The 26,708-nt window shown below is 69.1% G+C and carries 23 protein-coding genes and 1 other RNA gene; 8 read left to right on the top strand and 16 right to left on the bottom strand.

Features of this window, described 5'->3' with window-relative positions:
* Window positions 1-82 precede the first annotated feature (82 nt).
* The gene (locus tag E5S66_RS10010) at window positions 83-547 is read left to right on the top strand and encodes a glycine zipper 2TM domain-containing protein (RefSeq protein ID WP_138349077.1); all 465 of its coding nucleotides are present in this window, start codon (window positions 83-85) and stop codon (window positions 545-547) included.
* Between the two features lie 103 nt (window positions 548-650).
* The gene (locus tag E5S66_RS10005) at window positions 651-1,151 is read left to right on the top strand and encodes a DUF456 domain-containing protein (protein WP_138349076.1); all 501 of its coding nucleotides are present in this window, start codon (window positions 651-653) and stop codon (window positions 1,149-1,151) included.
* A gap of 106 nt (window positions 1,152-1,257) precedes the next feature.
* On the opposite strand, the gene E5S66_RS10000 is transcribed toward E5S66_RS10005, so the two are convergent.
* Together E5S66_RS10000 and E5S66_RS09995 are read right to left on the bottom strand one after the other, a co-directional pair.
* A complete protein-coding gene (locus E5S66_RS10000; RefSeq protein ID WP_342777289.1) occupies window positions 1,258-2,133 on the bottom strand; it encodes a M48 family metallopeptidase in 876 nt (291 codons plus the stop codon).
* Window positions 2,134-2,206: 73 nt separating this feature from the next.
* Complete coding sequence (locus E5S66_RS09995) at window positions 2,207-4,066, bottom strand: formylglycine-generating enzyme family protein (protein WP_138349074.1); 1,860 nt, start codon at window positions 4,064-4,066, stop codon at window positions 2,207-2,209.
* Window positions 4,067-4,157: 91 nt separating this feature from the next.
* Between E5S66_RS09995 and rnd the strand changes: the two genes are divergently transcribed.
* Window positions 4,158-5,237, top strand: a complete 1,080-nt coding sequence (rnd, locus tag E5S66_RS09990) for a ribonuclease D (RefSeq protein ID WP_138349073.1) — start codon at window positions 4,158-4,160, stop codon at window positions 5,235-5,237.
* A gap of 104 nt (window positions 5,238-5,341) precedes the next feature.
* Here rnd and ssrA read toward each other — a convergent pair.
* The 9 genes from ssrA to E5S66_RS09945 form a co-directional block, all read right to left on the bottom strand.
* Window positions 5,342-5,695, bottom strand: a transfer-messenger RNA (tmRNA) gene (gene ssrA / locus E5S66_RS09985).
* 141 nt (window positions 5,696-5,836) lie between these two features.
* Window positions 5,837-6,511 carry a YiaD family glycine zipper/OmpA-like lipoprotein gene (locus tag E5S66_RS09980; RefSeq protein WP_028838153.1) on the bottom strand — a complete coding sequence of 225 codons (675 nt, stop codon included), beginning with the start codon at window positions 6,509-6,511 and terminating at the stop codon, window positions 5,837-5,839.
* A gap of 91 nt (window positions 6,512-6,602) precedes the next feature.
* On the bottom strand, window positions 6,603-8,102 hold the full coding sequence (locus E5S66_RS09975) for a WS/DGAT/MGAT family O-acyltransferase (RefSeq protein ID WP_138349072.1): 1,500 nt from the start codon (window positions 8,100-8,102) through the stop codon (window positions 6,603-6,605).
* A 100-nt stretch (window positions 8,103-8,202) separates the two neighbouring features.
* Window positions 8,203-9,345, bottom strand: a complete 1,143-nt coding sequence (gene alr / locus E5S66_RS09970) for an alanine racemase (protein ID WP_138349071.1) — start codon at window positions 9,343-9,345, stop codon at window positions 8,203-8,205.
* 75 nt (window positions 9,346-9,420) lie between these two features.
* Window positions 9,421-10,836 carry a replicative DNA helicase gene (locus E5S66_RS09965; protein ID WP_028838156.1) on the bottom strand — a complete coding sequence of 472 codons (1,416 nt, stop codon included), beginning with the start codon at window positions 10,834-10,836 and terminating at the stop codon, window positions 9,421-9,423.
* 356 nt (window positions 10,837-11,192) lie between these two features.
* Window positions 11,193-11,648: a 50S ribosomal protein L9 gene (gene rplI / locus E5S66_RS09960; protein WP_028838157.1), complete on the bottom strand. Its 456-nt coding sequence runs from the start codon at window positions 11,646-11,648 to the stop codon at window positions 11,193-11,195.
* Between the two features lie 94 nt (window positions 11,649-11,742).
* A complete protein-coding gene (gene rpsR, locus E5S66_RS09955; RefSeq protein ID WP_028838158.1) occupies window positions 11,743-11,973 on the bottom strand; it encodes a 30S ribosomal protein S18 in 231 nt (76 codons plus the stop codon).
* Window positions 11,974-11,984: 11 nt separating this feature from the next.
* Window positions 11,985-12,398 (bottom strand): 30S ribosomal protein S6, encoded by a 414-nt coding sequence (rpsF, locus tag E5S66_RS09950; protein WP_138349070.1) that lies wholly within the window; start codon window positions 12,396-12,398, stop codon window positions 11,985-11,987.
* A gap of 145 nt (window positions 12,399-12,543) precedes the next feature.
* Window positions 12,544-12,885 carry a HesB/IscA family protein gene (locus E5S66_RS09945; RefSeq protein WP_138349069.1) on the bottom strand — a complete coding sequence of 114 codons (342 nt, stop codon included), beginning with the start codon at window positions 12,883-12,885 and terminating at the stop codon, window positions 12,544-12,546.
* Between the two features lie 80 nt (window positions 12,886-12,965).
* Here E5S66_RS09945 and asnS point away from each other — a divergent pair, with 80 nt between their 5' ends.
* The 3 genes from asnS to E5S66_RS09930 are packed head-to-tail and all read left to right on the top strand — an operon-like array spanning window position 12,966 to window position 14,988.
* Entirely contained in the window at window positions 12,966-14,366 is a 1,401-nt protein-coding gene (gene asnS / locus E5S66_RS09940; RefSeq protein ID WP_138349068.1) for an asparagine--tRNA ligase, read from the top strand.
* An 11-nt stretch (window positions 14,367-14,377) separates the two neighbouring features.
* The gene (locus E5S66_RS09935; RefSeq protein WP_028838162.1) at window positions 14,378-14,683 is read left to right on the top strand and encodes a hypothetical protein; all 306 of its coding nucleotides are present in this window, start codon (window positions 14,378-14,380) and stop codon (window positions 14,681-14,683) included.
* Entirely contained in the window at window positions 14,680-14,988 is a 309-nt protein-coding gene (locus tag E5S66_RS09930) for a hypothetical protein (protein ID WP_138349067.1), read from the top strand. Before E5S66_RS09935 ends, E5S66_RS09930 begins: the two co-directional genes overlap by 4 nt.
* Before the next feature lie 88 nt (window positions 14,989-15,076).
* Here the strand turns inward: E5S66_RS09930 and E5S66_RS13575 are convergent, their stop codons facing one another.
* Complete coding sequence (locus E5S66_RS13575; RefSeq protein WP_171033527.1) at window positions 15,077-16,795, bottom strand: hypothetical protein; 1,719 nt, start codon at window positions 16,793-16,795, stop codon at window positions 15,077-15,079.
* A gap of 15 nt (window positions 16,796-16,810) precedes the next feature.
* A complete protein-coding gene (locus tag E5S66_RS09925; RefSeq protein ID WP_138349066.1) occupies window positions 16,811-17,395 on the bottom strand; it encodes an NfuA family Fe-S biogenesis protein in 585 nt (194 codons plus the stop codon).
* 77 nt (window positions 17,396-17,472) lie between these two features.
* Between E5S66_RS09925 and E5S66_RS09920 the strand changes: the two genes are divergently transcribed.
* Window positions 17,473-17,814: a 4a-hydroxytetrahydrobiopterin dehydratase gene (locus E5S66_RS09920; protein ID WP_138349065.1), complete on the top strand. Its 342-nt coding sequence runs from the start codon at window positions 17,473-17,475 to the stop codon at window positions 17,812-17,814.
* Window positions 17,815-17,873: 59 nt separating this feature from the next.
* Here the strand turns inward: E5S66_RS09920 and E5S66_RS09915 are convergent, their stop codons facing one another.
* Window positions 17,874-18,839: an RluA family pseudouridine synthase gene (locus tag E5S66_RS09915; RefSeq protein WP_138349064.1), complete on the bottom strand. Its 966-nt coding sequence runs from the start codon at window positions 18,837-18,839 to the stop codon at window positions 17,874-17,876.
* Window positions 18,840-19,292: 453 nt separating this feature from the next.
* Here E5S66_RS09915 and E5S66_RS09910 point away from each other — a divergent pair, with 453 nt between their 5' ends.
* The gene (locus E5S66_RS09910; protein WP_138349063.1) at window positions 19,293-22,412 is read left to right on the top strand and encodes an Rne/Rng family ribonuclease; all 3,120 of its coding nucleotides are present in this window, start codon (window positions 19,293-19,295) and stop codon (window positions 22,410-22,412) included.
* A 102-nt stretch (window positions 22,413-22,514) separates the two neighbouring features.
* On the opposite strand, the gene E5S66_RS09905 is transcribed toward E5S66_RS09910, so the two are convergent.
* Together E5S66_RS09905 and E5S66_RS09900 are read right to left on the bottom strand one after the other, a co-directional pair.
* Window positions 22,515-23,168, bottom strand: a complete 654-nt coding sequence (locus tag E5S66_RS09905) for a response regulator (protein ID WP_138349062.1) — start codon at window positions 23,166-23,168, stop codon at window positions 22,515-22,517.
* 78 nt (window positions 23,169-23,246) lie between these two features.
* Entirely contained in the window at window positions 23,247-26,633 is a 3,387-nt protein-coding gene (locus E5S66_RS09900; RefSeq protein ID WP_425472206.1) for a PAS-domain containing protein, read from the bottom strand.
* Window positions 26,634-26,708: the final 75 nt, after the last annotated feature.

Below are 26,708 nucleotides of genomic sequence, written 5' to 3'. Positions count from 1 at the left end.
GCGCAATGTCGGTCGCCGTTCATGCGCGGCGGCACAGGATCGGGGCATCACGGCATTCCCCGCGCACCGAAGGAGATACAACATGGCTGTTCGCATCCACACCATCCTGGGTACCACCGCGCTCGCACTGGCCCTGGCCGCCGGCACCGGCTGCGCCAGCACCAGCCCGACCTACGGCTCCGGCTATGCCGGCAGCTCCGGCTACGACAGCACCTGCGGCAACTGCGGCACCGTGACCCAGATCACCGTCGGCGGTGCCTCCGGCACCACGGGTGCGCTCATCGGCGGCCTGATCGGCGCGGTGGCCGGCCATGAGGTCTCCGCCCAGACCGGCGGCAGCAAGGGCAACCAGAACATCTCCACCGTGGCCGGCGCGGCTGCGGGCGCCGCGGCAGGCAGCGCCATCCAGAAGAACCGCAGCGAGGGCTACACCGTCCATGTGCGGATGGATGACGGGCGCACGGTGAAGGTCACCCAGTCGAACGTCTCCGGTTTCCGCGAAGGCTCGCGGGTACGCATCGACAACGGCCAGGCCTACCTGCGCTGACCAGCCGGGCGCTTCGCGCGCCCGTCCTTCCCCGAACGGCCCGCAGTGCGGGCCGTTCGCATGCCCGCTGGCACAATGTCCCGCCACCCCGTCGCGAGCCGCCATGGACCTCACCACGATTTACTACCTGATCGCCGCGTTGCTGGTGCTGATCGGACTGCTGGGCACCGTGCTGCCGATCCTGCCCGGCGTGCCGCTGATGTTCGCCGGCATGCTGCTGGCGGCGTGGGCGGGTGATTTCCAGCACATCGGTGCGGCGACCCTGGTCGTACTGGCGGTGCTGACCCTGGTGTCACTGGCGGTGGACTTCTGGGCCACCGCACATGGCGCCAAGCGCGTCGGTGCCAGCCGGCTGGCGATGCTCGGCGCTGTCATCGGCACCGTGGTCGGGCTGCTGTTCGGGCTGCCCGGATTGCTGTTCGGCCCGTTCGTAGGCGCGCTGATTGGCGAACTGCTTCACCATCGCAGCCTGCATCCACATCGGGTTGGTCACGCGACCAAGGTGGGCGTGGGCACCTGGGTCGGCCTGCTGATCGGGACCGCGCTCAAGCTTGCGCTGGCCTTCGCCATGCTGGGGCTGTTCGCGCTGGCGTGGTGGCTGTAGACGCGCCACGCAGAGCGCCGCATCGCTCCCGTGCCGAAGCAACCGAAAAGCAGGCGGGCTGCTGCGGCGCGCCGTTCCTGGCAACTCACCGAAGCGCGATGTCAGCTCAACCCTGCGCGGCGCTTTCGCAGAACTTCACCCGATACTGCAGCGCCTTCGGCATCAGCTTTTCCAGCTCGCTGATCCGGGTACCGGCGCTGGGATGGGTGGAGGCGAATTCCGGCTGCGCGCCGCCCCCCGAATTCTTGTCCATGCGCTCCCACAGTGGCACCGATTCGCGCGGATCGAAACAGGCCGCCGCCGCCAGCATCAGGCCCAGCTCGTCGGCCTGGGTCTCCTGGCTGCGCGCATACGGCAGCGCGCTGCCGTAGCCGTAGGCCTGCATCACCGTCTGCATCGTGCCCTGGTCCATGCCGCTGGCCGCGCCGGCCATCTGCCCCAGCTGCTCCAGCTTGCCGCGGGTCATCCGCTGCGCGCCGTGGCGCAGCAGCGCATGGGCGATCTCATGCCCCATCACCACCGCCATCGCATCGGCGTTCTGCGCCACCGGCAGCAGGCCGGTGTAGACCGCCATCTTGCCGCCCGGCAGGCAGAACGCGTTGACCTGGTCCGACTGCAGCACGCTGACCTTCCAATCGAAGGATTTTTCGATATGGCTGGCCTGCAGCCCGTGTTCGGCGGCCAGCGCATCCGACACCGGCGGGATCTTGGCGATCAGCCGCTGCGCTATGGCGCCAACCTGCCGCGATACCTGCGCGTCCGCCGGCAGCGGACGCTCCTGCTGCAGCACCTGCTGGTAGGCCTGCAAGCCCAGCGCGGTTTCCTGTTCAGGCGAGATGCTCCTGTCGATCACCACCGCCTGCCCGGTCAGCGGGTCGATGCTGCGATTGGAGAACCAGTAATAGGCCGCATAGCCGGCAAACAACACCAGCACCCAGATGCGCAGGCCGCCCCTGCGGGTTCCAACCGGATTGCGATTCATCGTGTCCTCCGAGCCCGCCATGGGCATGCGTAAAAGACTAGCCTGCAACACTCAACGCCGCGTGAGGTCGGCCTCACAGCTGCCGCACCAGCCTGAATCCCACCCGCGCGTTGGTGGCATCGACGCCGCCGGAGGCCCGCCAGGCCGAGCGCGCCTGCGCCGGCGCACTGGCCCAGGAACTGCCGCGATACATTCGGGTGCGGCAGCCCGGATTCACCCACGCCTGGCCGTTCGACGGCGCGCGCCGATAGCCGCGGTGCCAGCAGTCCGCGACCCACTCGCTGACGTTGCCCACCATGTCGTACAGACCATAGGCATTCGCCGCGAAGCGGCCCACCGGCGCCGGCCCCCACCAGCCATCGCCGTAGCCCGGAAACGCGTTGCTCCAGCTGCGCCCGCGCGTCGACACGTCCTTGCCGCCCGCCAGGTTGCCGGCGCCCGCCGGCGGCGCGCCGACGCCCCAGGGATAGAGGGTCTGCCCGCCCGCACGCAGTGCGTATTCGAATTCGGCCTCGCTGGGCAGCCGGTAATGCACGCCAGTCTGCTCCGACAGCCAGGCCGCGTAGGCCTCGGCATCGCGCGCGGTGACGTGGATCACCGGCATGTCCTCGCCGGCCGGGCGGCCGTCGTAGCCGGACTGCCAGTCGATCCCGCTGCCGCGCAGGAAGTTGCCGCTGCGCGCGTCATAGGCCAGCGAGTGGCCGCGCTGGGTGGCGCGCGGGGTAGCCCCGGTGGCCGTCACGAAGCGGCGGAACTGGCCGACCGTGATCTCGTGCCGGGTCATCGCGAAGCCGCGTTCGAAGCGCACCGGGTGCTGCGGCTGCTCGTCCGGGCTTGCGCCCTCCTCGTCTTCCGGTGCTCCCATCGAGAAACCGCCGCGCGGCAGCACGCTGAGCGCCGGCCCGCGCCCGCCATCGGCCATTTCATCGGTGAACACCTGGCCGGGGCGGAACAAGCCGTAATGGCCCACCAGGTCGATGCGCTGGCGCAGCGCCACGCCGGCACCGCTGCCGGGCAGCGCGATGCGCAGGATCTCGGCCAGCCGCTCGCGGGCAATCTGCAGCCCGGCGGGGTCCGCCAGCGCCATCAGGCCTTCATCGCCCAACCTGCGGATGCGGTCGGTGCGCGTCGCCTCGATCCGCTGCCGCGCCGTGGCGATGGCCTCCGCATCGCTGCGCACCCGCCCCGCGCGGCTCAACTCGGCATAGGCGCCCTCGAAATCTCCCTCCGCTGCCTGTGCCTGTGCGCCCGCCAGCAATGCCGCCTGGACCGCGGCGATGCCGCGCTGCGCACGCGTCTGCAGCGGCCACAGCGCCTGCGCGCGGCGGAACAGCTCCAGCGCGCCGCCGGACGTATCCAGATTGCCGGCGTGCAGCGCGCGCTCGCCGCCGACGCACAGTTCGAACGCCTGGCCTGCGCGGTCCACCGCGTCCAGATAGGTTTTCGCCTCCGGCAGCGCCGGCCACAGCGTGCGCAGGACGGTGCCGTGGCGCTGGGCGTAGCGCAACGAAGCCAGGTCTTCGCCGGCATCCAGCGCAATCCAGGCCTGCGCCAGCAGCGCCGCGCGGGCTTTTTCCAGCAGGCGCGCATCCTGTGCGTTGTCCGGCTGCGCCTTGCGCAGCGCCAGCAGCAGCGGGATCGCCGATTCCGCGGTTTCGAACAGGTCGCCCTTGGCCAGCGCCCGCCGCGCGGCAGCGCGGGCGCGCGCCGGCTGTTCGATGCTGGCTTCGGGCAGGGTCCAGCTCAGCACATCGGCCAGTGCATCGTCGCCGCGGATGCTGACCCGGCCGGATTCCAGCGCCGGTGCAGACACCTGCGCCGGCAGACGCTGCTGCACCGGCACCGGGTGCAACGCCAGTGCCGGCGCCTCCGGCTCCGGCTTGCAGCCGGCCAGCACCAACAGCACCGGGATGAGGAAACCACCTGCGCGCAAACCCTGACTCCATCAGCACCGGCACACGCCGGTTCACGATGCAGACGAACTTAGGGCATGGGCCAGCCTCCGGCAACCGCATAATGTGCGGATGACACATTGGATCGATACCCCCGGCGCGCTGCGCGCGCGCCTCGCCACCCTGCCCGCCGCCATCGGCCTGGACACCGAGTTCATCCGCGAACGCACCTACTGGCCGCAGCTGGCCCTGGTGCAGATCTCGCTGGGCGAAAGCGACGACGACATCCTGCTGGTGGACCCGTTGCGGCCCGGCATGTGCGAAGCCTTGGCGCCGCTGCTGGCCAACCCCGACGTGTTGAAGCTGATGCACAGCCCCAGCGAGGACCTGGTGGCGTTCCAGTACGCCTGCCGCACGCTGCCGATGCCGCTGTTCGATACCCAGGCCGCTGCTGCACTGTGCGGGCTGGGCGCAGGGCTTGGCTACCAGAAACTGGTGCAAGCGGTGACCGGGGTAGAGCTGGCGAAGGGCGAAACCCGCTCCGACTGGCTGCGCCGCCCGCTCTCTCCTGCCCAGCTGGAATACGCAGCCGACGACGTGCGCCACCTGCACGCCCTCCATCGCGACCTGCAGATGCGCCTGGCCGGCAACGGCCGCGCCGCGTGGCTGGAAGAAGACAGCGCCCGCCAGTTGGCCAATGCCGCCAGCGACGACTGCGAGCGCTGGCCGCACCTGGCGATCCGCAGCGCGCAGTTCCTCGACGCAGAGGGCCAGCGCCGGCTGCTGCGCATGCTGCGCTGGCGCGACGTGCAGGCGCGCAGCAGCGACCGCCCGCGCAGCTGGATCCTCGACAACGAACTGGCGGTCACCCTGGCCCGCCAGAAACTGGACAGCCGGCTGCGCTTCGACGCCCTCCTGGACGCCAATCCCAAAGCCCCGCGCAGCCTGCGCACGCCGCTGTGGGAAGCCCTGATCACGCCGCTGCCCGACGAAGCGAAAGCACCGCTGGCGCGCGGCGACGACCGCGACAAGAAACAGCTGCGCGCCCTGCAGGAAGCGGTGGCCGCCCTCGCCGGCGAACTGCAGCTGCCCGAAGGCCTGCTGGCCTCGCGCAAAGTGCTGGAAGCGCTGCAGGACGGCGGCGGCTGGAACGGCCAGCTGGCCGGCTGGCGCCGCGCACTGCTGGAACCGCGGCTGGCGCCGCTGCTCTGATCGTCGCCCCTGCCGGCCTTGCTTCCCGCCGGCACCAATGGAGCCGGGGCAACGGCCACCAAAAAAGAAAAACCCCAACCGAAGCCGGTTGGGGTTTTGGAAGATGGTGGAGGTGGCGGGAGTCGAACCCGCGTCCGAAGGCACTCCATCCCCGGCACTACATGCTTAGCTCACCGTTGGGTCTCGTCCCGCAGCAGCACGGTGTGCAAAGCGCACCGCGGGACCAGCCTGTTTTGGTTAAGCCGTGACTGACAGGCAGCCATCACAGCCGGTTCCGTGATAATGACCCTACATCCACGAGCACGGGCACAAGTGGGTTCGGGGCTTACGCCTTAAGCGGCGAGAGCGTAGTTGTCGTCGTTGGCAACTAGAGTTTTGCAGCTGGATTAACGAGGAAAGCTACCCCCTCGGCATGCGCCAAGTAATTTCGCGACCCCCGTCGAAGCCAGTGCACCCCCGGGAAGTTGTCGATCTTACCGACAGGGCCAGTATAGGGGCGGTGGCGGCATTCACAAGGCCGGGGCGGCGGGCGTTCATCCGCCGGATACGGAAACGGGCCGCATCGCGCGGCCCGCTTCGGCAAACGGCTTGCGGCCCGCTTACGAACGCAGCGGCAGCAGGCGGATCTCCACCCGGCGGTTCAATGCACGGCCGGAGTCGGTGTCGTTGCTGGCGATGGGATAGCGCTTGCCCATGCCGACGATCTCGAAGCGCTCGCGCTGCACGCCCTGACCCATCAGGTAGCTGGCCACCGAATTGGCGCGCTGCTCGGAAATGCGCTGGTTGATCGCGTCGGTGCCGATGCTGTCGGTATGGCCGCTGACCTCGACGATGGTCTGGTTGTACTCCTTCAGGGTGCCGGCAATGGTGTTCAAGGCCGGATAGAACTGCGGCTTGACGTTGGTCTTGTTGAAGTCGAAGGTCACGCCGTCCGGCAGGTTGAGCTTGATGACGTCGCCGTCGCGGCTGACGTCAACGCCGGTGCCGGCAGTGGCACGGCGCAGCTCGGCTTCCTGGCGGTCCTGATAGGCACCGATGGAGCCACCGGCCAGCGCGCCGATGCCGGCGCCGACCATCGCATGCTGGCGACGCTCCACCGCGCTGTCGCCGCTGAGCAGGCCGGCGGCGGCACCGATGGCCGCGCCGATCAGCGCGCCGCGCTTGGTGCGATTGGGATCATTGGGATCATTGGTCTGCCCGGTGTAGGTGGCACAGCCGGCAGTCAGGGTGGCCAGGCAAACGCCTAGGATGGCGAGCTTGAAATGGGGCTTCATCGGGTAATTCCTCGTCTGGATGGCGCGGTGGCGTTACGACCCAGAGGCTAGGCGGCGGACCGTGGCCTGAATGTGAACGGGCGCCGCCGCGTTAAGCCACGGTTGCATCTTGCAGCAGTGCTTCCGCGACGGCGGCATCCAGCGGCGCATCCCAAGGGCCCATCATCGCCAGGTACAGGAGCTTTTCGAACTCCTCGCCAAAGCGGCGCACCACCGCGTCCGGATCGGGGATCAGGCGGGCATCGGCAATCAGCCCGAAGTGCACCTTGCCGCGATAGCTGAGGATCGACAGGCCCAGCCCGATCGAGCCGGTCTGCGGCACCCAGAACATGATTTCTCGAACCGTGCAGCCGGCCATGTACAGCGGCTGCTGCGGGCCCGGCACATTGGTGGCCACCGCGCTGGCCTTGCGGCTGAACAGCTCCAGCGCGATCTCCTGCACCGGCTGCGGGGCGATGCCCAGTGCGGCCAGCAGGCCGTAGGCGACGATGGCCTGGCGCGATGCCTTGAGCTGGTTCATGCACTCGGCCACGCGCTGCAGGCGGCGCAGCGGATTGTCCTCGCCCACCGGCAGGTCCAGGAACACCAGGCCGAAGTGGTTGCCCAGCTTCTTCGCGTGTTCCAGCGGACGCAGGTTCACCGGCACGGTGGCACGCAGGCTCATGCCCTCCAGCGCCTCGCCACGCTCGCGCATGTAGCTGCGCAGCGCGCCGGCGGCGGCGGCCATCAGCACGTCGTTGACGGTGCAGCCGCAGGCGCGGCCGACCGCCTTCACTTCCTCCAGGTCCAGCGGCTCGGCCCAGGCCACGCGCTTGCTCACGCCCAGCTGGCCGCGCAGCAGCGATGGCGGGTCGTCCGGCAGCGACAGCGCATGGACGAGCTCGCGGGCGATGTCCCCGCCCTCCTTCGCCAGCAGCGTGGCCAGCGACGGGTCCTGCATCATCGCCATGCCCTGGCCCAGCGCCTTGCCGCCGAGCTTCATGTAGCGCTCCACCGCGCCCATCCGGCGGGCCACCGGCACCGCTTCATGCTTGAGCCAGCTCTTGTCGAGGCGCGAAGCCGAAGACGATTCGCGGCTGGTATCGGTCAGCGACAGCAGCACCTGCACCAGCGCGATGCCGTCGGCATAGCAGTGGTGGATGCGCGCCACCACCGCCGAACCGCCCTGATAGCGCTCGATCAGGTGGAACTGCCACAGCGGCTTGGTGGGATCCAGCGGACTCGACGCCAGCTCGCTGACGAAGCGCTCCAGCGCGCGCTTCTCGGAGGCCTTGCCGGGCCGCCCCGGCAGCCCGGACAGACGCACATGCCAGTCGAGGTCGAAGTGCGAATCCTCCACCCACTGCGCACCGGCGGCGCCATCGACCGGCTTCTGCCGGAACCGCGCGTAGGAAAGGAAGCGCTGCTGGATCACCTTCTTCAGCTGCGCAAGCTGCATCGGCTCGGCGAGCATCAGCACGCCGGTGATCATCATCGGATTGGTGGGCCGCTCCATCCGCAGCCAGGCGGTATCCACGCGCGACATCGGCTCGCGTTTCGGCCGGCGCGATGGCTCGGCAGAACGCTTCAGACGCGGCTTCGACGTGGCCATCCTGCACTCCCCGGTAGTCCGGGCGAGTGAATCACGCCGCGTCGTGGGCGGTCAACGCGAGGCGCGTTCCGTCCGCACCGGAATGCCCTGCACCGGCGGCTTACGCGACTGCGGCCGGGCCACCCACGTATTCGCGCGGCACGCGTTCGTTGAGGCGGGTCAGGATTTCGTAGCCGATGGTACCGGCGCGCCTGGCCACGTCCTCGACGCTGATCGTTTCCCCGCCCTGGGTGCCGATCAACACCACGTCGTCCTCGACGTAGGCGCTGCCGTCCGCGCCCAGGTCAACCATGAACTGATCCATGCACAGCCGCCCCACGATCGGCCGGCGCTGCCCGCGGATCAGCACTTCGCCGCAGTTGGACAGCGCGCGCGGATAGCCGTCGCCATAGCCGATCGGCACGGTCACGACGTGGGTGTCACGCTCAGGCGCCCAGGTGGCGCCGTAGCCCACCGGGTGCCCGGCCAGCACGGTCTTGAAATAGACCACCTGCGAGATCAGCGACAGCGCCGGCTTCACGTCCACCGTGCGGTGCGCATCGGGATCAGGCAGCACGCCGTAGAGCATGATCCCCGGCCGCACCATGTCCAGCCAGGTCTGCGGGTAGTGCAGCACGCCGCCGGAGTTGGCGAGGTGGCGGATCGGCATCGGTGCACCGATGCGGTCGAAATGCGCGCAGGCTTCAAGGAAGCGCTCCAGCTGCAGCGCGGTCATCGGTGATGCCGGATCGTCGGCGCAGGCCAGGTGCGAATACACGCCCTTGACCGTGCACCATGGCGACGCCACCGCCGCTTCGATCATCGGCCCGCACGAATAACTGTGCACGCCGATGCGCTCCATGCCGGTGTCGATCTTCAGGTGGATCACCGCCTTGCGGCCCAGCCGCTCGGCCGCGGCCTCGACCTTGCGCAGCTTGTCCAGCGAGGACACGGTGATTTCCAGATCGTGCTGGATCAGCTGCCCGGTCTGGCGGCCGAGGATGCCGCCCAGTACCAGGATCGGCACGGTGATGCCGGCCCGGCGCAGCGCCATGCCTTCCTCGACGAAGGCCACGCCCAACTGCTCCACGCCCTGCGCCTGCAGGTGGTGGGCCACCGGCACCAGGCCGTGGCCGTAAGCATTGGCCTTGACGATCGCCATCACCGGCACGCCAACCTTCGCGCGGATCGCGCGCAGGTTGCCGCCCAGCACGTCCAGGTCGACCACGATGCGGGTCGGCCGCTGGCTCATCAGTTCGCTCATAGGGGCGCTATTCGAACACGCGCAGCCGTGGCTGCCTAGCCAACCTTCGGCATGCCGCCATCACTGGCGGCCGGCCTAGCCCTCGAAACTGCCGACGGTGTCGTGGGCGAGGTTGTCGAAGCGCGTGTATTCGCCGAAGAACTTCAGCTTGAAGCTGCCGGTGCTGCCGTTTCGGTGCTTGCCGATGATGATCTCGGCCAGGCCCTTGTCCGGCGAACTTTCCTTGTTGTAGTACTCGTCGCGGTAGATGAACACGATCATGTCGGCGTCCTGCTCGATCGCGCCGGATTCGCGCAGGTCGGCCATCACCGGGCGCTTGTCGGTGCGCGATTCCAGCGAGCGGTTGAGCTGCGACAGCGCGATCACCGGCACGTTCAGCTCCTTCGCCAAACCCTTCAGCGAACGGCTGATCTCGGAGATCTCGGTGGCGCGGTTCTCGCTGTTGCCCGGCACCTGCATCAGCTGCAGGTAGTCGATCACGATCAGGCCCAGGTCGTGCTCGCGCTTGAGCCGGCGCGCCTTCGCGCGCAGCACCTCCGGCGACAGGCCGGGGGTGTCGTCGATGAAGATCTTGATGCCGCTGAGCTGGGCGATGGCGCCGGTGACGCGGCTCCAGTCCTCGTCCTCCAGGTCGCCCACCTTCAGCCGCTGGGCGTTGACCCGGCCCAGCGAAGAGATCAGGCGCATCGCCAGCTGGCCGGCGGACATTTCCATCGAGAACACCGCCACCGCCTTCTTCGACTTCAGCGCGCCGTATTCGGCGATGTTGAGGGCCAAGGTGGTCTTGCCCATCGCCGGCCGCGCGGCCAGCACGATCAGGTCGGTGGGCTGCAACCCGGCGGTCATCTGGTCGAATTCGGAATAGCCGGTCGGCAGGCCGGTGATGCCACCGCCGTTCTCGGCGCGCTTCTGCAGGATCTCGAACGCCTCTGCCAGCGCGCGCCGCACCGGCACGAAGTCCTGCTTGCCGCGCGAATGGCCTTCGGCGATCGCGAACACCGCCGATTCGGCCTGCGCCAGCAGTTCGCCGGAATCGCGGCCTTCGGGCTGGAAGCCGTCGTTGACGATGGTGGTGCCGATGTCGATCAACCGGCGTTGCACCGCCTTGTCGCGGACGATTTCGGCATAGGCCTTGATGTTGGCCGCGCTGGGGGTGCTGGCGGCCAGCTCGACCAGATAGGCGCCGCCGGCGACCTGTTCGCCGAGTCCCTGCGAATCGAACCACTCACCCACCGTCACCGCATCGCAGGGCCGGTTCTTCTCCACCAGTTCGCGCACCGCGCGGTAGATCAGCTGGTGGTCGCGGCGGTAGAAATCCTCTTCCAGCAACTGGTCGGCGACGCGGTCGAACGCGTTCGGGTCCAGCATCAAGCCGCCCAGCACCGCCTGCTCGGCTTCGATCGACTGCGGTGGCACGCGCAGCTGCTCGACCCGATGCTCGTTGCGGGTCTGGAAGCTGGCATCGGAACGGATCCCCGACCTTGCGCTCATCGGCTGCGTGACTCCCCTGTCGGCCCGTCATGGCGGGCCGGTTGTTGTTGTGCGGCGGAAACGATCATCGTAGTCGGCGCCGGCGGCGAGCGTTGCAGATAACCCTGTGGATAACCGGTGGGCATCTCACAGGTTGCGACACCGACGACAGACGCCATGACGTTGGTGGCGCTGGGCCCGGATCGGGCGCGGGACAATCGGCGACATGGATGTCGCCGATTAGCCTACATGGACGTACTTGCGGCGTGTCCCGTGCTCGATCCGGGCCCAGCACCACCAACACTCCGGGACATCCCGCAAAAAGCAGAACGGGCACCCTGGGGTGCCCGTCCGGATACTGCAATGACGCGGAAGACTCAGGCGGCTTCCGGCACCACCACCACCTTGACGGTGGTGTCGATGTCGGCGTGCAGGTGCACCAGCACCTCGAACTCGCCGGTGTGGCGCAGCGGGCCTTCGCCCATCACCACTTCCGACTTGTTCACTTCCACGCCCAGCTGCTTGGTCAGGGCCTCGGCGATTTCGCGCGGACCGACCGAACCGAACAGCTTGCCTTCGGTGGACGCATTGGCGGCCACGGTCACGCTGGCATCGGCCAGCTTGGCCTGACGCGCGGAAGCGGCATCGAGGTTGGACTGGGCCTTGGCTTCGTACTCGGCGCGCTTGGCTTCGAACTCGGCCAGGTTGGCGGCCGTGGCCGGCACGGCCTTGCCCTGCGGCACCAGATAGTTGCGGCCGTAGCCCGGCTTCACGTCGACCTTGTCGCCGAGGTTGCCGAGGTTGGTGACCTTCTGCAGGAGGATCAGTTGCATGGTGTTGCTCCGTATTCGTTAGCGGCGCGCGATGCGCCGCAACGGTTGCTGTCCGAATGGACGGGATTCAATCTGGCTGACGTACAGGCAAGCGTCAGATGTTGTGGTTGTCCGTGTACGGGATCAGGGCCAGGAAGCGGGCGCGCTTGACGGCGTTCTGCAGCTGGCGCTGGTACTTGGACTTGGTGCCGGTGATGCGGCTCGGCACGATCTTGCCGGTCTCGGTCAGGTACTGGCGCAGGGTGTTGAGATCCTTGTAGTCGATCTCGGTCACGCCCTCGGCGGTGAATTTGCAGAACTTGCGGCGACGGAAGAACTTGGACATGGGCGTGATCCTCAGGCGGCTTCGGCGTTTTCGTTATCGCCAGTGCCCACGGCACTGTCGCTCTCGTCGTCGCGGCGGCGACGCTCGGGCTTGTCGCCCTTCTCGTCCTTGTTCTTCATGATCAGGGACTGCTCGGTCACCGCGTCGTCGCGACGCATGACCAGGTGGCGCAGGATCGCGTCGTTGAAGCGGAAGGTGTCGACCAGCTCGTCCAGCACGGACTGCTCGGTCTCGATGTTCAGCAGCACGTAGTGCGCCTTCACCAGGTTCTGGATCGGGTAGGCCAGCTGACGGCGGCCCCAGTCTTCCAGACGGTGGATCTTGCCGTTGCCGGCCTCGATGGCGCTCTTGTAGCGCTCGATCATCGCCGGGACCTGCTCGCTCTGGTCCGGATGGACCAGGAACACGATTTCATAGTGACGCATGGTGGTTTCCTTGTGGATGGCGGCTGGCGCAATGCCGGCCGGGCAGCCCTCGGCCACCTGCCGGTGACATGGACAGGCGCGTTCGGGCAAGAATTCCCGCAAGCGGGAGCCGGCCATTATGGCCAATCAAGGGGTTATGCGCAAATCAGGCCAGCGGAAGCGGCCCGGTGGTGAAGCTGGAGCCGCAGCCGCAGCCGCCGGTCACATTGGGATTGTCGAAGGTGAACTGTTCGTTCAGCCCCTGCTTCACGAAATCGATGCGGGTGCCGTCGACCTGCGGCAGGCTGGCGGCATCGACGAAGATGCGCACGCCGCCGGCATCGAACACCACGTCGTCCGCGCCCTGCTCGCGGGCCATGTCCACCTTGTAGCCCCAGCCCGAGCAGCCGCTGCGGGAGACGCCGAAGCGCAGGCCCACGGCCTTGGGGTCGGCATCGAGGTAGCCGAGGATGCGGTCGCGGGCGGTGTCGGTCAGCAGGATGGCCATGTGTCGATTCTAATCCAAGGGGAGCGGCTGCTCCGGTAAACTCCCGAATCTATTTCATGCTTGCAGTGCAGGATTTCAAGATGACGACGATCTCCGTTGCCCAGGCGCTGGCCGGGAAGGTACCGGAAGGCGGCCAGGTGTCCGTGCGCGGCTGGGTGCGCACCCGCCGCGACTCCAAGGCCGGGCTGAGCTTCGTCAACGTCAGCGACGGCTCCTGCTTCGCACCGATCCAGGTGGTGGCGCCGGACACGCTGGCCAACTACGACTCCGAGGTGAAGCACCTGACCACCGGCTGCGCGGTGATCGCCACCGGCACCCTGGTGAAGTCGCAGGGCCAGGGCCAGAGCTTCGAGGTGCAGGCATCGAACATCGAAGTCGTCGGCTGGGTGGAAGACCCGCTGACCTACCCGATGCAGCCCAAGCAGCATTCGCTGGAATACCTGCGCGAGTTCGCCCACCTGCGTCCGCGCACCAACCTGTTCGGCGCCGTCACCCGCATCCGCCACTGCCTGGCACAGGCGGTGCACCGCTTCTTCCACGAGCGCGAGTTCTACTGGATCAGCACGCCGATCATCACCACCAGCGACGCCGAAGGCGCCGGCCAGATGTTCCGGGTCTCCACCCTGGACATGGCCAACCTGCCGCGCGACGGCAAGGGCAACGTGGACTTCAGCCGCGACTTCTTCGGCAAGGAAACCTTCCTCACCGTGTCCGGCCAGCTCAACGTCGAGGCCTACTGCCTGAGCCTGAGCAAGGTCTACACCTTCGGCCCGACCTTCCGCGCCGAGAACAGCAACACCACGCGCCACCTGGCCGAGTTCTGGATGATCGAGCCGGAGATCGCCTTCGCCGACCTCAATGACGATGCCAACCTCGCCGAGGACTTCCTCAAGTACCTGTTCAGGGCGGTGCTGGACGAGCGCGCCGACGACATGGCCTTCATCGCCGAGCGCGTGCAGAAGGATGCGGTCACCCGGCTGGAAAAATTCATCAACGCGCCGTTCGAACGGATCGACTACACCGACGCGATCACGCTGCTGCAGAAGTCCGGCAGGAAGTTCGACTTCCCGGTCGAATGGGGCCTGGACCTGCAGACCGAGCACGAGCGCTGGCTGACCGAGGAACACGTCGGCCGCCCGGTGGTGGTGATGAACTATCCCGAGCAGATCAAGGCCTTCTACATGCGCATCAACGACGACGGCCGCACGGTCGCCGCGATGGACGTGCTGGCGCCGGGCATCGGCGAGATCATCGGCGGCAGCCAGCGCGAGGAGCGGCTGGACGTGCTGGACGCGCGCATGGCCCAGTTCGGCCTCGACCCGGCCCATTACGGCTGGTACCGCGACTTCCGCCGCTACGGCACGGTGCCGCACGCCGGCTTCGGGCTGGGCTTCGAGCGGCTGGTGGTCTATGTCTGCGGGCTGGCAAACATCCGCGACGCGATCGCCTACCCGCGCGCGCCGGGCTCGGCAGAGTTCTGATGGATGCCGACCTGATCCTGTTTTTGGCCCTGACCGCATTCGCCATCGCGATCGCCGGCGCCACCGCCTTCGTGATTTTCTGGCCGCTGACGCTGGTGCACCTGCGCGATCGTCACCCGCAGCTGGTGGCGCAGTTCAGCCCCGGCGCCTTCCTCAACCCCGTCGCGCTGTGGTGGCTGCTGCGCGGCGGCTATCGCAGCGCGGCCGACCGCAGCCTGTCGGGATTGGCCACGCCTTCGCGCATTTCCCTGCTGGTGATCCTGGGCGGGATCGCGATGGGCGGGGTGCTGTGGATCATCGGAAAGGGATTGGCATGAGCGAGACGGACAACGACAGCTGGTGGCTGGCCACGCTCGGCCGCACCGTGGTGTGGGCGCGCCTGCGCGAGCGCGAGGCCGGCACCGCCGAGGTGTTCGACAGCGATGGCAACACCCTCGCCTACGACAGCATCGACACCGCGCGCGCCGCGCTGATGGACGCCGAGTTCGTGTCGTTCGAGGGACTGGACGAGGACGATGCGCTGGCGCGCGGGTTCTCGCTGACCGAAATCGCACCACCGCAGGCGCGCGACGACGACGGCCTGCGTCCGCAGATGCTGCAGTCGCTGGGCGCGCGCGCGTAAGCCGACCGCTTCCCTCACCGCCGGCAGCGCGAGCGCGCCAGCCGGCGCTTCAAGGCGCTTCAACAGCACGCGCGGCGCCGCGGTGCCACTACGGGTTGTCGGCAGGCACCGGCGCCGGGCGCACGCTGCCGTTGTCTTCCTGCAGCTCCGGCTTGAACGGCACCTCAGGTGCGGCGCGGCCGGTCGACGACTGTTCGTTGACGTCCGGGTTCACCGGCATGCAGCCGCCACCGAACTGCAGCAGCGACACCACGCATTTCAATTTGAGGCTGGTGCCGGGAATCGGGATCGACAGCTCCTTGATCCCGCGGCGCACCCATTCCTGCAGCAGCGTGCCCTGCGGAACCCAGTATTTGTCGAAGCGGGTGCCGCGGTATTCCAGCCCCGGCCGCTTCAGCCAGGTGCCGGCGCGGTCGAGGTCGACGCTGTTCTGATCCAGCCATTCATCGGGCAGGCGCGCGCTGCCGTCGGCGTTGAACAGGCCGGACTTGCCGTCGCCCTCGCGCCCCTGGCCATTGCCGGTGCCGGCGACGTTGCGTTGCGAAGCGCCCCAGTCGTCGCTTTTCGCCGCGCCCGGCCAGCCGCCCGGTGCCGGCTTGAGCCCCGGTCCGGCGCCGGTGCCTGCTGCCGCAACGCCGCGCCCGCCGGCCGCTGCCGGCCGTGCACCCTGTCCGCTGCCGGCCTGCTTCTGCCCGGCGCCGGAGCTTGCGTTGCGCGCACTGCCGTCCGCCGCGGCGTTGCCGCGATCACCGGCCGCGGCGGTGGCACCACCGGCATCCGGCTTCAACGGCAACTCACGCACCTGCCCGGCCGGCTGTGGCACCCGCAGCGCAGGGGCATCGGCGGTGGGCGCGGCGCGCTCGCGCGGCTGCAGGCGCGGGTCGGGCCGGAACACCTCGATTTCGCGCACCTGTTCCTTCAGTTCCGGCGCACGCAGCTGGGCCTGCCGCTGCGCCGGCTGCAGTGCGCGCGGCGCGGGCGTTTCGAGCATCGGCAGCGACTCCACCTGCGGCTGTAGCTGCGCTTCCCGCAGCGTTGCCTGCGGCAGCGCCACGCTGCGTTCGCGCGGCGGCGGCAGCTTGAATCCGTCCGGCTGCGGCTGCGGCACCTCGCTGACCTGCAGCACCTGCCGCGCTTCCGGCGGCGTGGGCGGCGCCTGCTCCAGCGTCGGCACCGGCCGGCTGGCGTCGATGGTCTGCGGCAGCGGCTCCGCCACCTGCTCCAATACCGGCGGCGCTGCGGTTGCAGCGGCGGCTTCCGGCATCGCCTCCGCCACCGGCGTTGGTGTCGGCGTGGTCCGGACGACGGCTGCAGCGGCGGACGGCCCAGACTGCGCGCCCTGTTCGGCCAGCGCACCGCCGCCGGTCTCCGCGTTGCCGCGACCGATGAAATGCACCTGCACCACTTGACCGGGGTCGTCGTCCTGCCGCGCCAGTTCCGCCAGGTTCAGGTACATCAGCCACAGCAGCGTTACCGCCAGCAGCAGGTGCAGCAGGATGTCGGCGGCGCCCACGCCGATCCGCAGCGCGCGTCCGTCGCGCGGATCATGCGGACGCCCCAGCCGCTGCAGATGGAAAAACGGCAGTCCCAGCCGGGCAGCCTTGCCTTGCGCCGCGTAGGTGAGGCGCTGCGCCAGCGGCTGTACCCACGCTTCGATGCGCGCGCGCGCGGCGCCGGCATCGGCCTGCGGCAGGGCATCGAACCAGTGCTGCCAGCCGACCGGCATTTCCCCGGGAATGTCGGCATGCCCGCGCTTCAGCAGGCGCCGTTGTTCGAGTGCGGTGATCAGGTCCTGTGCCGTCGTCACGCGCGCCGGGTTCCGTCAGTTCGACATGTACGGCGCACTGCCGCTGGCGTGGTCGGTGACGTCACGCACCCCGGTGACGCCCGGCACCTTGTCCAACAGGGTTTTTTCGACGCCCTGCTTCAGGGTGATGTCGACCATGCTGCAGCCGTGGCAGCCGCCGCCGAAATTGAGCACCACGATGCCGTCGGCGGTGATTTCGGTGAGGGTGACGTGGCCCTTGTGCATGGCCAGTTGCGGGTTGATGTCGTTCTCGATCACCCAGCGCACGCGCTCCACCAGCGACGCCGACTCACCCGGCGCCACGCCCTTGATCCGCGGCGCGCGGATCTGCAGCTGGCCGCCGGTGGCCATCGTGGCATAGTCGATTTCGGCGCCGTCGAGGAACGGCACGCTGGGCGCATCCAGCCACAGCGTGAAGCCTTCGCAATCGATCGCCCACTCGTCGCCGGCAAGCTCGTCCGGCTCGGAAAATTCCAGGCGCACGTCGGCACGCGCGGTGCCGGGGTGCTGGGCCGACAGGCGCACGCCGAGGCCGGGAATCGCCTCACGCTCGATCAGCTTGCGGAAATGGGTCTGCGCGGCTTCGGAAATCTGGATCATCCGGCTATTCTAGCGGCGCGGCGTTGCGGCTGCGTATCGCCCGAATCCCGGTTCAGCCCGCGCACGGAGAGCACACCATGGTCGATCTCATCCCCCTCGCCCAGGCCCACTGCATCGTGCGCCACGGCCACGAGCACCGCCTCGGCGAAGCCCGCATCCGCGAACTGCTTCCGCAGCTGCCCGGCTGGGAGCTGCTGGAAAACGGCCATGTGCTGGGTAAGACGTTCACCTTTCCCAACTACTACCGGACGATGTCGTTCGTGAACGCGCTGGCCCACGTCGCCAACGCCGAGAACCACCATCCGGACCTGTCGGTGCACTACGACCGCTGCGTGGTGCATTTCTCCACCCACGACGTCGGCGGGCTCAGCGAGAACGATTTCATCTGCGCGGCGAAAGCAGATCTGCTGGCGGGCTAGAAAAGCGTCACAGGGCTTGGTCGGCCCAGGCCTGCGGCGACCAAGGCCTTTCGCACAACTCACCCCAGCCTATCCAGCACCTCGATCAATTCCGGCACCAATGGCGCACTCAGCGAGTAAGGCGCCTTGCCGCCGTCGAGGGCGAACTCCAGGGTGGAAGCGTGCAGGAATAGCCGCTTCAGACCCAGTTGCTCGCGCAGCCGCTTGTTGGCGGCCGGATCGCCGTATTTGTCGTCGCCCGCCACCGGGTGGCCGATGTGCTGGGCATGGACGCGGATCTGGTGGGTGCGGCCGGTTTCGATGCGGATTTCGCAGTAACTCTGCCCGCCACGCCGCTCGAGCACCCGGAAATGGCTCATCGACGGCTTGCCGGCCGGATTGACCTGCACATGCCGCTCGCCACCCTGGCGCAGGCCGACGTGCAGCGGCGCATCCACGCTCATGGTGCCGTCCGGCATGCGCCCCAGCAGCAGCGCCATATAGCGCTTTTCGATGCCTGATCCGTGATCTTCCCGCAGCAATCGCTGCAGTTCCGACAGCGCCGAGCGCTTCTTGGACAGCACCAGCAGGCCGGAGGTGTCGCGGTCCAGCCGGTGCACCAGCTCCAGCGTGTCGCGCGGACGCAGGGCGCGCATCGCCTCGATCACGCCGAAGGAAATGCCGCTGCCACCGTGGCTGGCGATGCCGGAAGGCTTGTTGATGGCCAGCAGGCGGGTGTCCTCGAACACGATCGACGCCTCAAGCGCCGCCAGCAGGCCTTTCGGCGGCGAACGTCCGGCATCTTGCTGGGTTTCGAGCCGAACCGGCGGGATCCTGACCTCATCCCCCACTTCCAGCTTGCGTTCGGCCTTGGCCCGGCCACCGTTGATCCGCACCTGCCCGCTGCGCACCAGCTTGTAGACCAGGCTGCGCGGGGCGCCCTTGAGCTGGCCCAGCAGGAAATTGTCCAGCCGCTGGCCGGCACGATCATCGGGAATGCGGACGGTGCGCGCGCCGCTGCTGGGGGGGGTGTCCGGCTGTGTCATCGGGGGTTGATCTGCTACACTCGGGGGGCGATGCAAGGGTTTGATTTCGCAGGAAGTGTCGGGCGGTTGACCGCCCATCCGGCCGAAAGCCGGCCTGCCTGGCGAGCCCCGCCGCAGTGACGTTGCCACCGCCCTCGGGGCGGACATGTTAACGGCTGCGCGGCAAACCCGCCCATTGCCGGCCCCCGCCGTGATTCTGCCCGTTGAACAACGCCCCGTGCGACGCGCCCATTCCCCCCAAAGGCATGCGGTGGCGGTCGCCGGCCCAGCAAGCCCATTACAAGGAAAAAGCGCTCCCGCGGTTCGCCGTGGTGTGGCAGCGCTGGAAAACTCGAAAGCGGCACGGCCAGCGCCCAGCGCGGCCGCACGCTCGGTGGTATCCAGAAGCGAAACGCCCCATGGCGTTCCGCGCGGCACCCGTTACGGGGTGTGGCAGCGCACAAGGAACGCACAATGAAGCGAATGCTCATCAACGCCACGCAGGCGGAAGAACTGCGGGTTGCCATCGTCGACGGACAGAACCTGTACGACATCGACATCGAACAGCCGTCCCGCGACAACAAGAAGTCCAACATCTACAAGGGCCGCATCACCCGGCTCGAGCCCTCCCTGGAAGCCGCGTTCGTCGAATACGGCGGCGAGCGCCACGGCTTCCTGCCACTGAAGGAAATCTCCCGCGACTATTTCCAGGCGGGCGTGGACCACAACAAGGCCGGCATCAAGGAACTCCTGCGCGAAGGCCAGGAAGTGGTGGTGCAGGTGGACAAGGAGGAGCGCGGCAACAAGGGCGCGGCCCTGACCACGTTCATCTCGCTGGCCGGCCGCTACATGGTGCTGATGCCGAACTCGCCGACCGCCGGCGGCGTGTCGCGCCGGATCGAGGGCGACGACCGCGCCGAGCTGAAGCGCGCGATGGATTCGCTGGACATCCCCGACGACATGGGCGTGATCATCCGCACCGCCGGCGTGGGCCGCGACGCGGAAGAGCTGCAGTGGGACCTGGACTACCTGCTCAGCATCTGGCGCGCCATCGCCGAAGCCGCGCTGAGCAAGCCGGCGTCGTTCCTGATCTACCAGGAGTCGCGCCTGATCGTGCGCGCCCTGCGCGACTACATGCGCAGCGACATCGGTGAAATCCTGGTCGATACCCCGGAGATGTACGCCGAGGCGCTGGAGTTCGTCGATCAGGTGATGCCGCACAACAAGCGCAAGCTGAAGCAGTACACCGACGACGTGCCCCTGTTCAACCGCTTCCAGATCGAGTCGCAGATCGAGAACGCCTACGAGCGCACCATCCGCCTGCCCTCCGGCGGCGCGCTGGTGATCGACCAGACCGAAGCGCTGACCGCCATCGACGTCAACTCGGCGCGCGCCACCAAGGGCGGCGACATCGAGGAAACCGCGTTCAACACCAATCTGGAAGCGGCCGAAGAAGTCGCGCGCCAGCTGCGCCTGCGCGATCTCGGCGGGCTGGTGGTGATCGACTTCATCGACATGTCGTCCACCAAGCACCAGCGCGAGGTCGAGAACAAGCTGCAGAACGCGCTGAAGTACGACCGCGCCCGCGTGCAGATCGGCCGCATCAGCCGCTTCGGCCTGCTGGAAATGAGCCGCCAGCGCCTGCGCCCCAGCCTGGGCGAGGCCAGCCAGATCGTCTGCCCGCGCTGCGAGGGCCACGGCCGCATGCGCAGCATCGAATCGCTGAGCCTGTCGATCATCCGCGTCGCCGAAGAGCACGCGATGAAGGACAACACCGGCCAGGTGCTGGTGCAGGCGCCGGTGGAGATCGCCAACTTCCTGCTCAACGAGAAGCGCAGCGCGCTGCGCGAGATCGAGCAGCGCCACGACGCGCCGATCGTGATCGTCGCCGACGAACAGCTGCAAACCCCGCATTACGAAGTGACGCGCATCCGCGACAACGAGATGGGCGAGGAAACCGGCCGGCCCAGCTACCAGCGCGGCACCCCGCGCAAGCTGAACACCATCGCCCTGACCAAGGGCCAGCTGAACATCCCGCCGCCGGCCGTCACCAGGGTCAGCCCCGCCCAGCCGGCACCGTTGCGCGATCCCAAGCCGATGCCGCAGGAACCGCAGCAGACGCCCGCCCCGGCGTTCGCCCAGGCGGCGAAGCCGGTCCCGGCCGCGCCCGCCAACGGTGGCGTGATCGGCTGGCTGCGCGGCCTGTTCGGTGCGGCGCCCAGCGCGCCCGCGCCGGCGCCGGCGCGCAGCGAAGGCAACGGCCGCCGCGATGAGCGCGGCAATCGTCGCAGCGAGCGTGATGGGCGCGGCAACCGCGATGGCCGTCGTGACGAGGGTCGCCGCGACGACACCCGCCAGCGCGACAACCGCGGCGAAGGCCAGAAACAGCAGAAGCAGAAGCAGCCGCAACAGCAGAAGCTGGACAAGCAGCCGCAACAACCGAAGCAGGAACGCCAGCCGCAGCAGCCGAAACCGCAGGAAAAGGCGCAGCAGTCGGAGAAGGCGCAGCAGCAGAAGCAGCCGCGCCCGCCCCGGCAGGAACGTCCGGCCAGCGAGGCCGCGCAACCGGCGGAAGTCGCCGCAGCTGCGGTGGCCGCAGCGGGGGCGATCGCGGAGAACAGCGCAGCTGCGGTGATCCAGCAGCCGGCCGCAGCTGCGGCCTCGGCTGTGCCGGCCGAGCTGGAATCGACCGTCGAGACCGCCCAGCTGGACACGTCCAGCGACGATGCGCCCGCCGCTGGCGACGATGCCAACGCGGGCGAAGCTGGCGGCAAGCGCCGCCGCGGCCGTCGCGGCGGTCGCCGCCGCCGTCGTGGCAACGGCGACGCCGCCGGCGGTGCCGACGAAGCGATGCTGGACCACGACGAAGCGTTGGACGAAGTGGTGGGCGCCGACACCAACCAGCCGGAATTCGATTTCGATGACATCGAAGCGCCGGCGGCTGCAGCACCGGCGGCCCACAGCGCCGCCCCGACCGCCCGCGAGCAGCCCGCCGCGAAGGCGGAAGCGTCCACCGCGACGCCGGCAGCCGCCGCGATTGTCGCGATCAGCTCGCCTGTCGCCAAGGTGGCGCCGGTGGCCGCGGAAATCGCAGCGCCGGTCGCGCAGGCGGCTGACGTCGCCAAGGCCGAAGCCGAACGGCTGCCGCCGGCGGACGCCGTGACCGCAACCGCTTCGGTCGAAGTGGAAGCCGAGCGCGCCGAAGTCTTCGCCGAGACTGCCGCCGATGCGCCGGTGGCGGTACCCGCGCCGGCGCCGACCGCGACCCCGCAGGCGGCGGACGCAAGCCTGGCCGAAGTGGAAGTGGCGCAGGCTGGCCCTGCCACCGAACCTGGCGCCGCCGCGGAAGTGGCGCCAGTCGCAGTCGGGGAGCCCGCAGCACCGGCCGTGGCACCGGCCGTCGATCCGGTCGCGGCCGCAGTCCCGGCACCCGCACCGACACCGGTTTCGACCCCGGCTCCGGACGCCCCCACGCGCGGGTTGTTCGAATCGCTGCCGCAGACCGAACCAGCTGCCCCGGAAGCGCAGGTGGCCGCCGCGGAAGCCGCGGAAGCCGCGGAAAAAGAAGACGACGAACCGCGCCACAACGCCTGATCCAGGGCGGCACACAGCAGGACAGATGGCGCCGGGAAACCGGCGCCATCGCATTTGGACCATTGGAATCGAGCGTCGCGGCTGCCCGCTGGCAGCCGCGGCTCAGTGCACCGCCTGCGCCGGATCGACCAGGCCGTACTGGCCCACCAGCCGCGCCAGCGCGATGTTGTCCTGGATGCCGAGCTTCTCGAACAGCCGCGTCTTGTGGGTGTTCACGGTCTTCGCGCTCAGGCTGAGCTGGCGGGCGATGGCTTCCTGCCGCAGGCCCTGGTTCAGCAGCAGCGCGACCTCCAGTTCACGCGGCGTCAGCGTGTCGAACGGCGAGACGGTTTCGCCGTGCAGGCCGGCCAGCGCCATGCCCTGCGCGATCGAACTGGCCAGGTACTTCCTGCCACGCGCCACGTCGCGCACCGCCCGCAACAGCTCGGAAGCATCGCTGGCCTTGCCGACGTAACCGAAGGCGCCCGCCTCCAGCAGCCGGCGCGGCATCGGCCCGTCTTCCAGCACCGACACCGCGATGACGCGGGTGCCGTAATCGCCGCGCACGATGCGCTCGGTCAGTTCCAGCCCGCTGAGTCCGGGCAGGTGCAGGTCGCACAGCACCACGTCCGGCCGCAGCCTGCGGATCTGCGGCAGCGCCGCCTCCGCGCTGTCCGCTTCGCCCACCACCTCGATATCGCCCTCTGCGCCCAGGATCAGGCGGAAGCCGGTGCGCACCAGCGCGTGGTCGTCGACAATGAATACCTTGATCCCCATCATGGCTCTCCCCTGTCCGATGGACACACGGTAGCGCCCCACCCCGCCGCGGCCAAGCAGGATTTGGCGCGATCGCGGCTAGGAATAATCCGACCCGCGCGCCGCCAGCATCCGGTCCAGCACCGATTTCAGCGCCAGCGGACGCAGCGGCTTCATCAGCAGCGGCAAGCCGGCTTCCTGCGCGGCGCTGCGAACCGCGCCGGTCTGGTCGGCGCTGAGGATCAGGCAGGGCGCGGCCGGAAACGCCGCCGACAGGCGAGCGTGCAGCGCCACGCCATCGTCGCCGTCGTCGAGGTGGTAGTCGAAGATCCACAGGTCGAATGGCGCAGCCGCCAGCACCGCCGTCGCGGCGTCGCCGCCTGCTACCGCCAGCGCCTCGCAGCCCCAGCCACGCAGCACCCCGGCCAGGGCGTCGCGCGCCGGCGCTTCGTTGTCCACCACCAGCACGCGCAGCCCGCCAAGCCCGCGCGGCACGGCGCGATGCGGCTGCGCCACCGGCGCGCGCGGCACGTCGATGGCGAAGATGCTGCCGCGGCCCAAGGTGCTGCGCAGCGAGACGTCCGAATCCAGCAGCCGGGCGATGCGGCGGGCAATCGCCAGCCCCAGGCCCAGCCCTTGCCCCGGCGCATCATCGCCACGGCGGAACTCCTCGAAGATCGCCTCGCGCCCGGCCGCATCGATGCCGGGCCCGGTGTCGTGGACCTCGATGCGCAGGCCCTCGCCGCTGCGGCGCACGCCCAGCAGCACCCGGCCGCTGGCGGTGTAGCGCAACGCGTTGGCGAGGAAGTTTTGCAGCACCCGCCGCAGCAACTGCGGATCGCTGCGAATCCAGACGCGGGTGGGCACGAACTCCAGCGCCAGCCCGCGCAGCTCGGCCAGCACGCGAAACTGCGCCACCAGCGGATCCAGCACATCGGCCAGCGGGAACGCCCGCGGCTCCGGCACCAGCCCGCCGGCCTCCAACCGCGACATGTCCAGCAGTGTGGTCAGCAGGTCGGTGGTGGAATCCAGCGCGGAACCGATATGCCGCGCCAGCTCGCGCTGCGCCGGTTCGCCACGCTGCTGCAGGGTGTCGGTGAACAGGTGGGCGGCGTGCAGCGGCTGCAGCAGGTCGTGGCCGATGGCGGCAAGGAAGCGGCTCTTGGCATCGTTGGCGTGCTCGGCCTCGCGCTTGGCGGTTTCCAGCAGCGCGGTGCGCTCGGCCACGCGCTGCTCCAGCGTTTCGTTCACCCGCATCAGCCCGGCCTCGGCCTGGCGGAACTCGGTGACGTCGGTGAAGGTGGCGACGAAACCGCCCCCCGGCATCGGGTTGCCGCGGATTTCGACGATGCAGCCGTCCTTGAACACGCGCTCCGACAGATGCGGCGTGCCCGCGCGCATATGCGCCAGCCGGCGCTCCAGCGCGTCGGTGCCGCGGGCCGGATCGATGCCGGCGATCTCGCGCAGCGCCCAGCGCGCCGCCTCGGCAATCGGCATGCCCACCCGCAGCATTCCCGGCGGGTAGCCGAACAGCTCCTCGTAGCGACGGTTCCACGCGACCAGATGCAGATCGGCATCGACCACGCTGATGCCCTGGCTCATGTTTTCCAGCGCCGCCTCCAGCAGCCGCTGGTTGAAGCGCAGGTCCTGCGAGGCCTCGCCGACGATGGCGGCGACGGTATCGAGGTCGGCGCCGCGGCGGTCGGCATCCTCCACCGGATCGCGACGCGCCGCGTCCAGCAACAGGCGCGCCGAGGCGCTGCCCAGCACCGCGGCCAGTTCGTGCTCCAGTTTTGATTCGATCCGCGCCGGCACCGGCCCGCTGGCCGGCGCATGCCGCAGCAGCTCATCGACGCGGGGCGCCGGCAGGAAGCGACGCCCCGCGTCGCGCAGGCTGGCGAGGTCGGCGCCGCCTGCCTGCCGATGGCGGGGTGCACCGCGCAGCGCAGCCAGCAGCAGCGTGGCGGCGGTGCCGACGAACAGGCTCACCCCCACCGCGCGGCCCAATCGGCTCCAGCCGGTCAGCCCGAACACCGCATCCGGCGCCAGCCACGACAGCCCGAATGGCCCGTCGCGCAGCCACGCCGGGTCGCCGCCGATGGTGGCCACCAGCATCGGCACCAGCATCACCCACAGCCACGCCGCGAACCCGGCCAGCACGCCCGCCGAAGCAGCGACGGCGGGTGTGTGCGGCCGCCAGACCGCGAACGCCAGCGCCGGTGCCAGCGTGGCCAATGCCGAAAACGACACCGCACCGACGTCGGCCAGCGCCTCGTTGCCGCTGACCAGCCGGCTGTAGGCCCAGCCCAGCAGCATCAGCGCGACGATGCCGGTGCGCCGCAGCAGCAGCAGGTCGCCGCGATGGTCGCCGCGTCCGTCGTCACCGATGCGGCGGGCCCACGCACTGCGCAGCAGGCCGGGTGCGAACCAGTGGTTGCCGATCATCAGGCTCAGCGTCAGGGTGCTGACGATCACCATGCCGGTGGCGGCACTGAGCCCGCCCAGGAACACCAGCAGCGCCAGCGCGGCATTGCCCTGCGCCAGCGGCAGCGCCAGCGCGTACATGTCGGTGGGCACCGCATCGCCCAGCAGCGCCGCGCCGTAGCGGGCCAGCGCCAGCGTGGGCAGCGCGATCAGCAGCAGATACAGCGGGAACTGCCAGCGCGCGGTGCGCACATCGGCCTCGTCGCGGCACTCCACCACGCCGACGTGGAATTGGTGCGGCATCACGAACATCGCCAGCGCGCCCAGGATCACCAGCGGCATGAAGCCGCCGGCCGCGCGCACCGGCGGCGGGGCAGCGGGGATTTCCGGCAGTCCGTGGAGGCCGAGCCACACGAAAGCGCCCAGCGCCAGCATCGCCACCAGCTTGAACAGCGATTCGAACGCCAGCGCCAGCACCAGCCCGCGGTTGTGCCCGGCCGCGTTGACCCGGCGGGTACCGAACAGGATCGCGAACAGCGCCATCGCCAGCGCCACGTACAGCGCGCCGTCGCGCCACAGCGGCACGCTGCCGGCGGTGGGCAGCCCGGTGGTGACGGTGGCCAGACTCATGGTGATCGCCTGCAGCTGCAGCGCGATGTAGGGAATCAGGCCGAGCACCGCGACAAGGGTGACCACCGCCGCCAGCCACGGGTCCTTGCCCAGCCGGGTAGCGATGAGGTCGGCCAGCGAGGTGGCGTTGCTTTCGCGCGCCAGCCGCACCAGCCGCATCATGAACGCCATCGCCAGCGCGTAGAACAGGATCGCGCCGACGAAGGTGGGCGGCAGCGGCCAGCCATAGCGCGCGGCCTGGGTGACGGTGCCGTAGAAAGTCCACGAGGTGCAGTGCACCGCCAGCGACAGCGCGTAAATGTGGCGCCAGTGCTTCTCGAAGACGCCGGGATGCCGCTCCGCCACCAGGCCGGTGCCGAACAGCAGCCCCAGCCACAGCAGCGCCGCGGCCACGACCGCGGCGACGCTCAGCATCGCGCCGCCTTCAGGCATGGGAACGGAAGTCGCTCATGGTTGCGCATGGCCGGCGAGCATAGCGCGACGGCGGACCGAGGCCCGCCGTCGCGC

The organism is Thermomonas fusca, from assembly GCF_005862345.1.
GTDB lineage: Bacteria > Pseudomonadota > Gammaproteobacteria > Xanthomonadales > Xanthomonadaceae > Thermomonas > Thermomonas fusca.
This window is presented reverse-complemented; position numbering and strand designations above follow the sequence as displayed.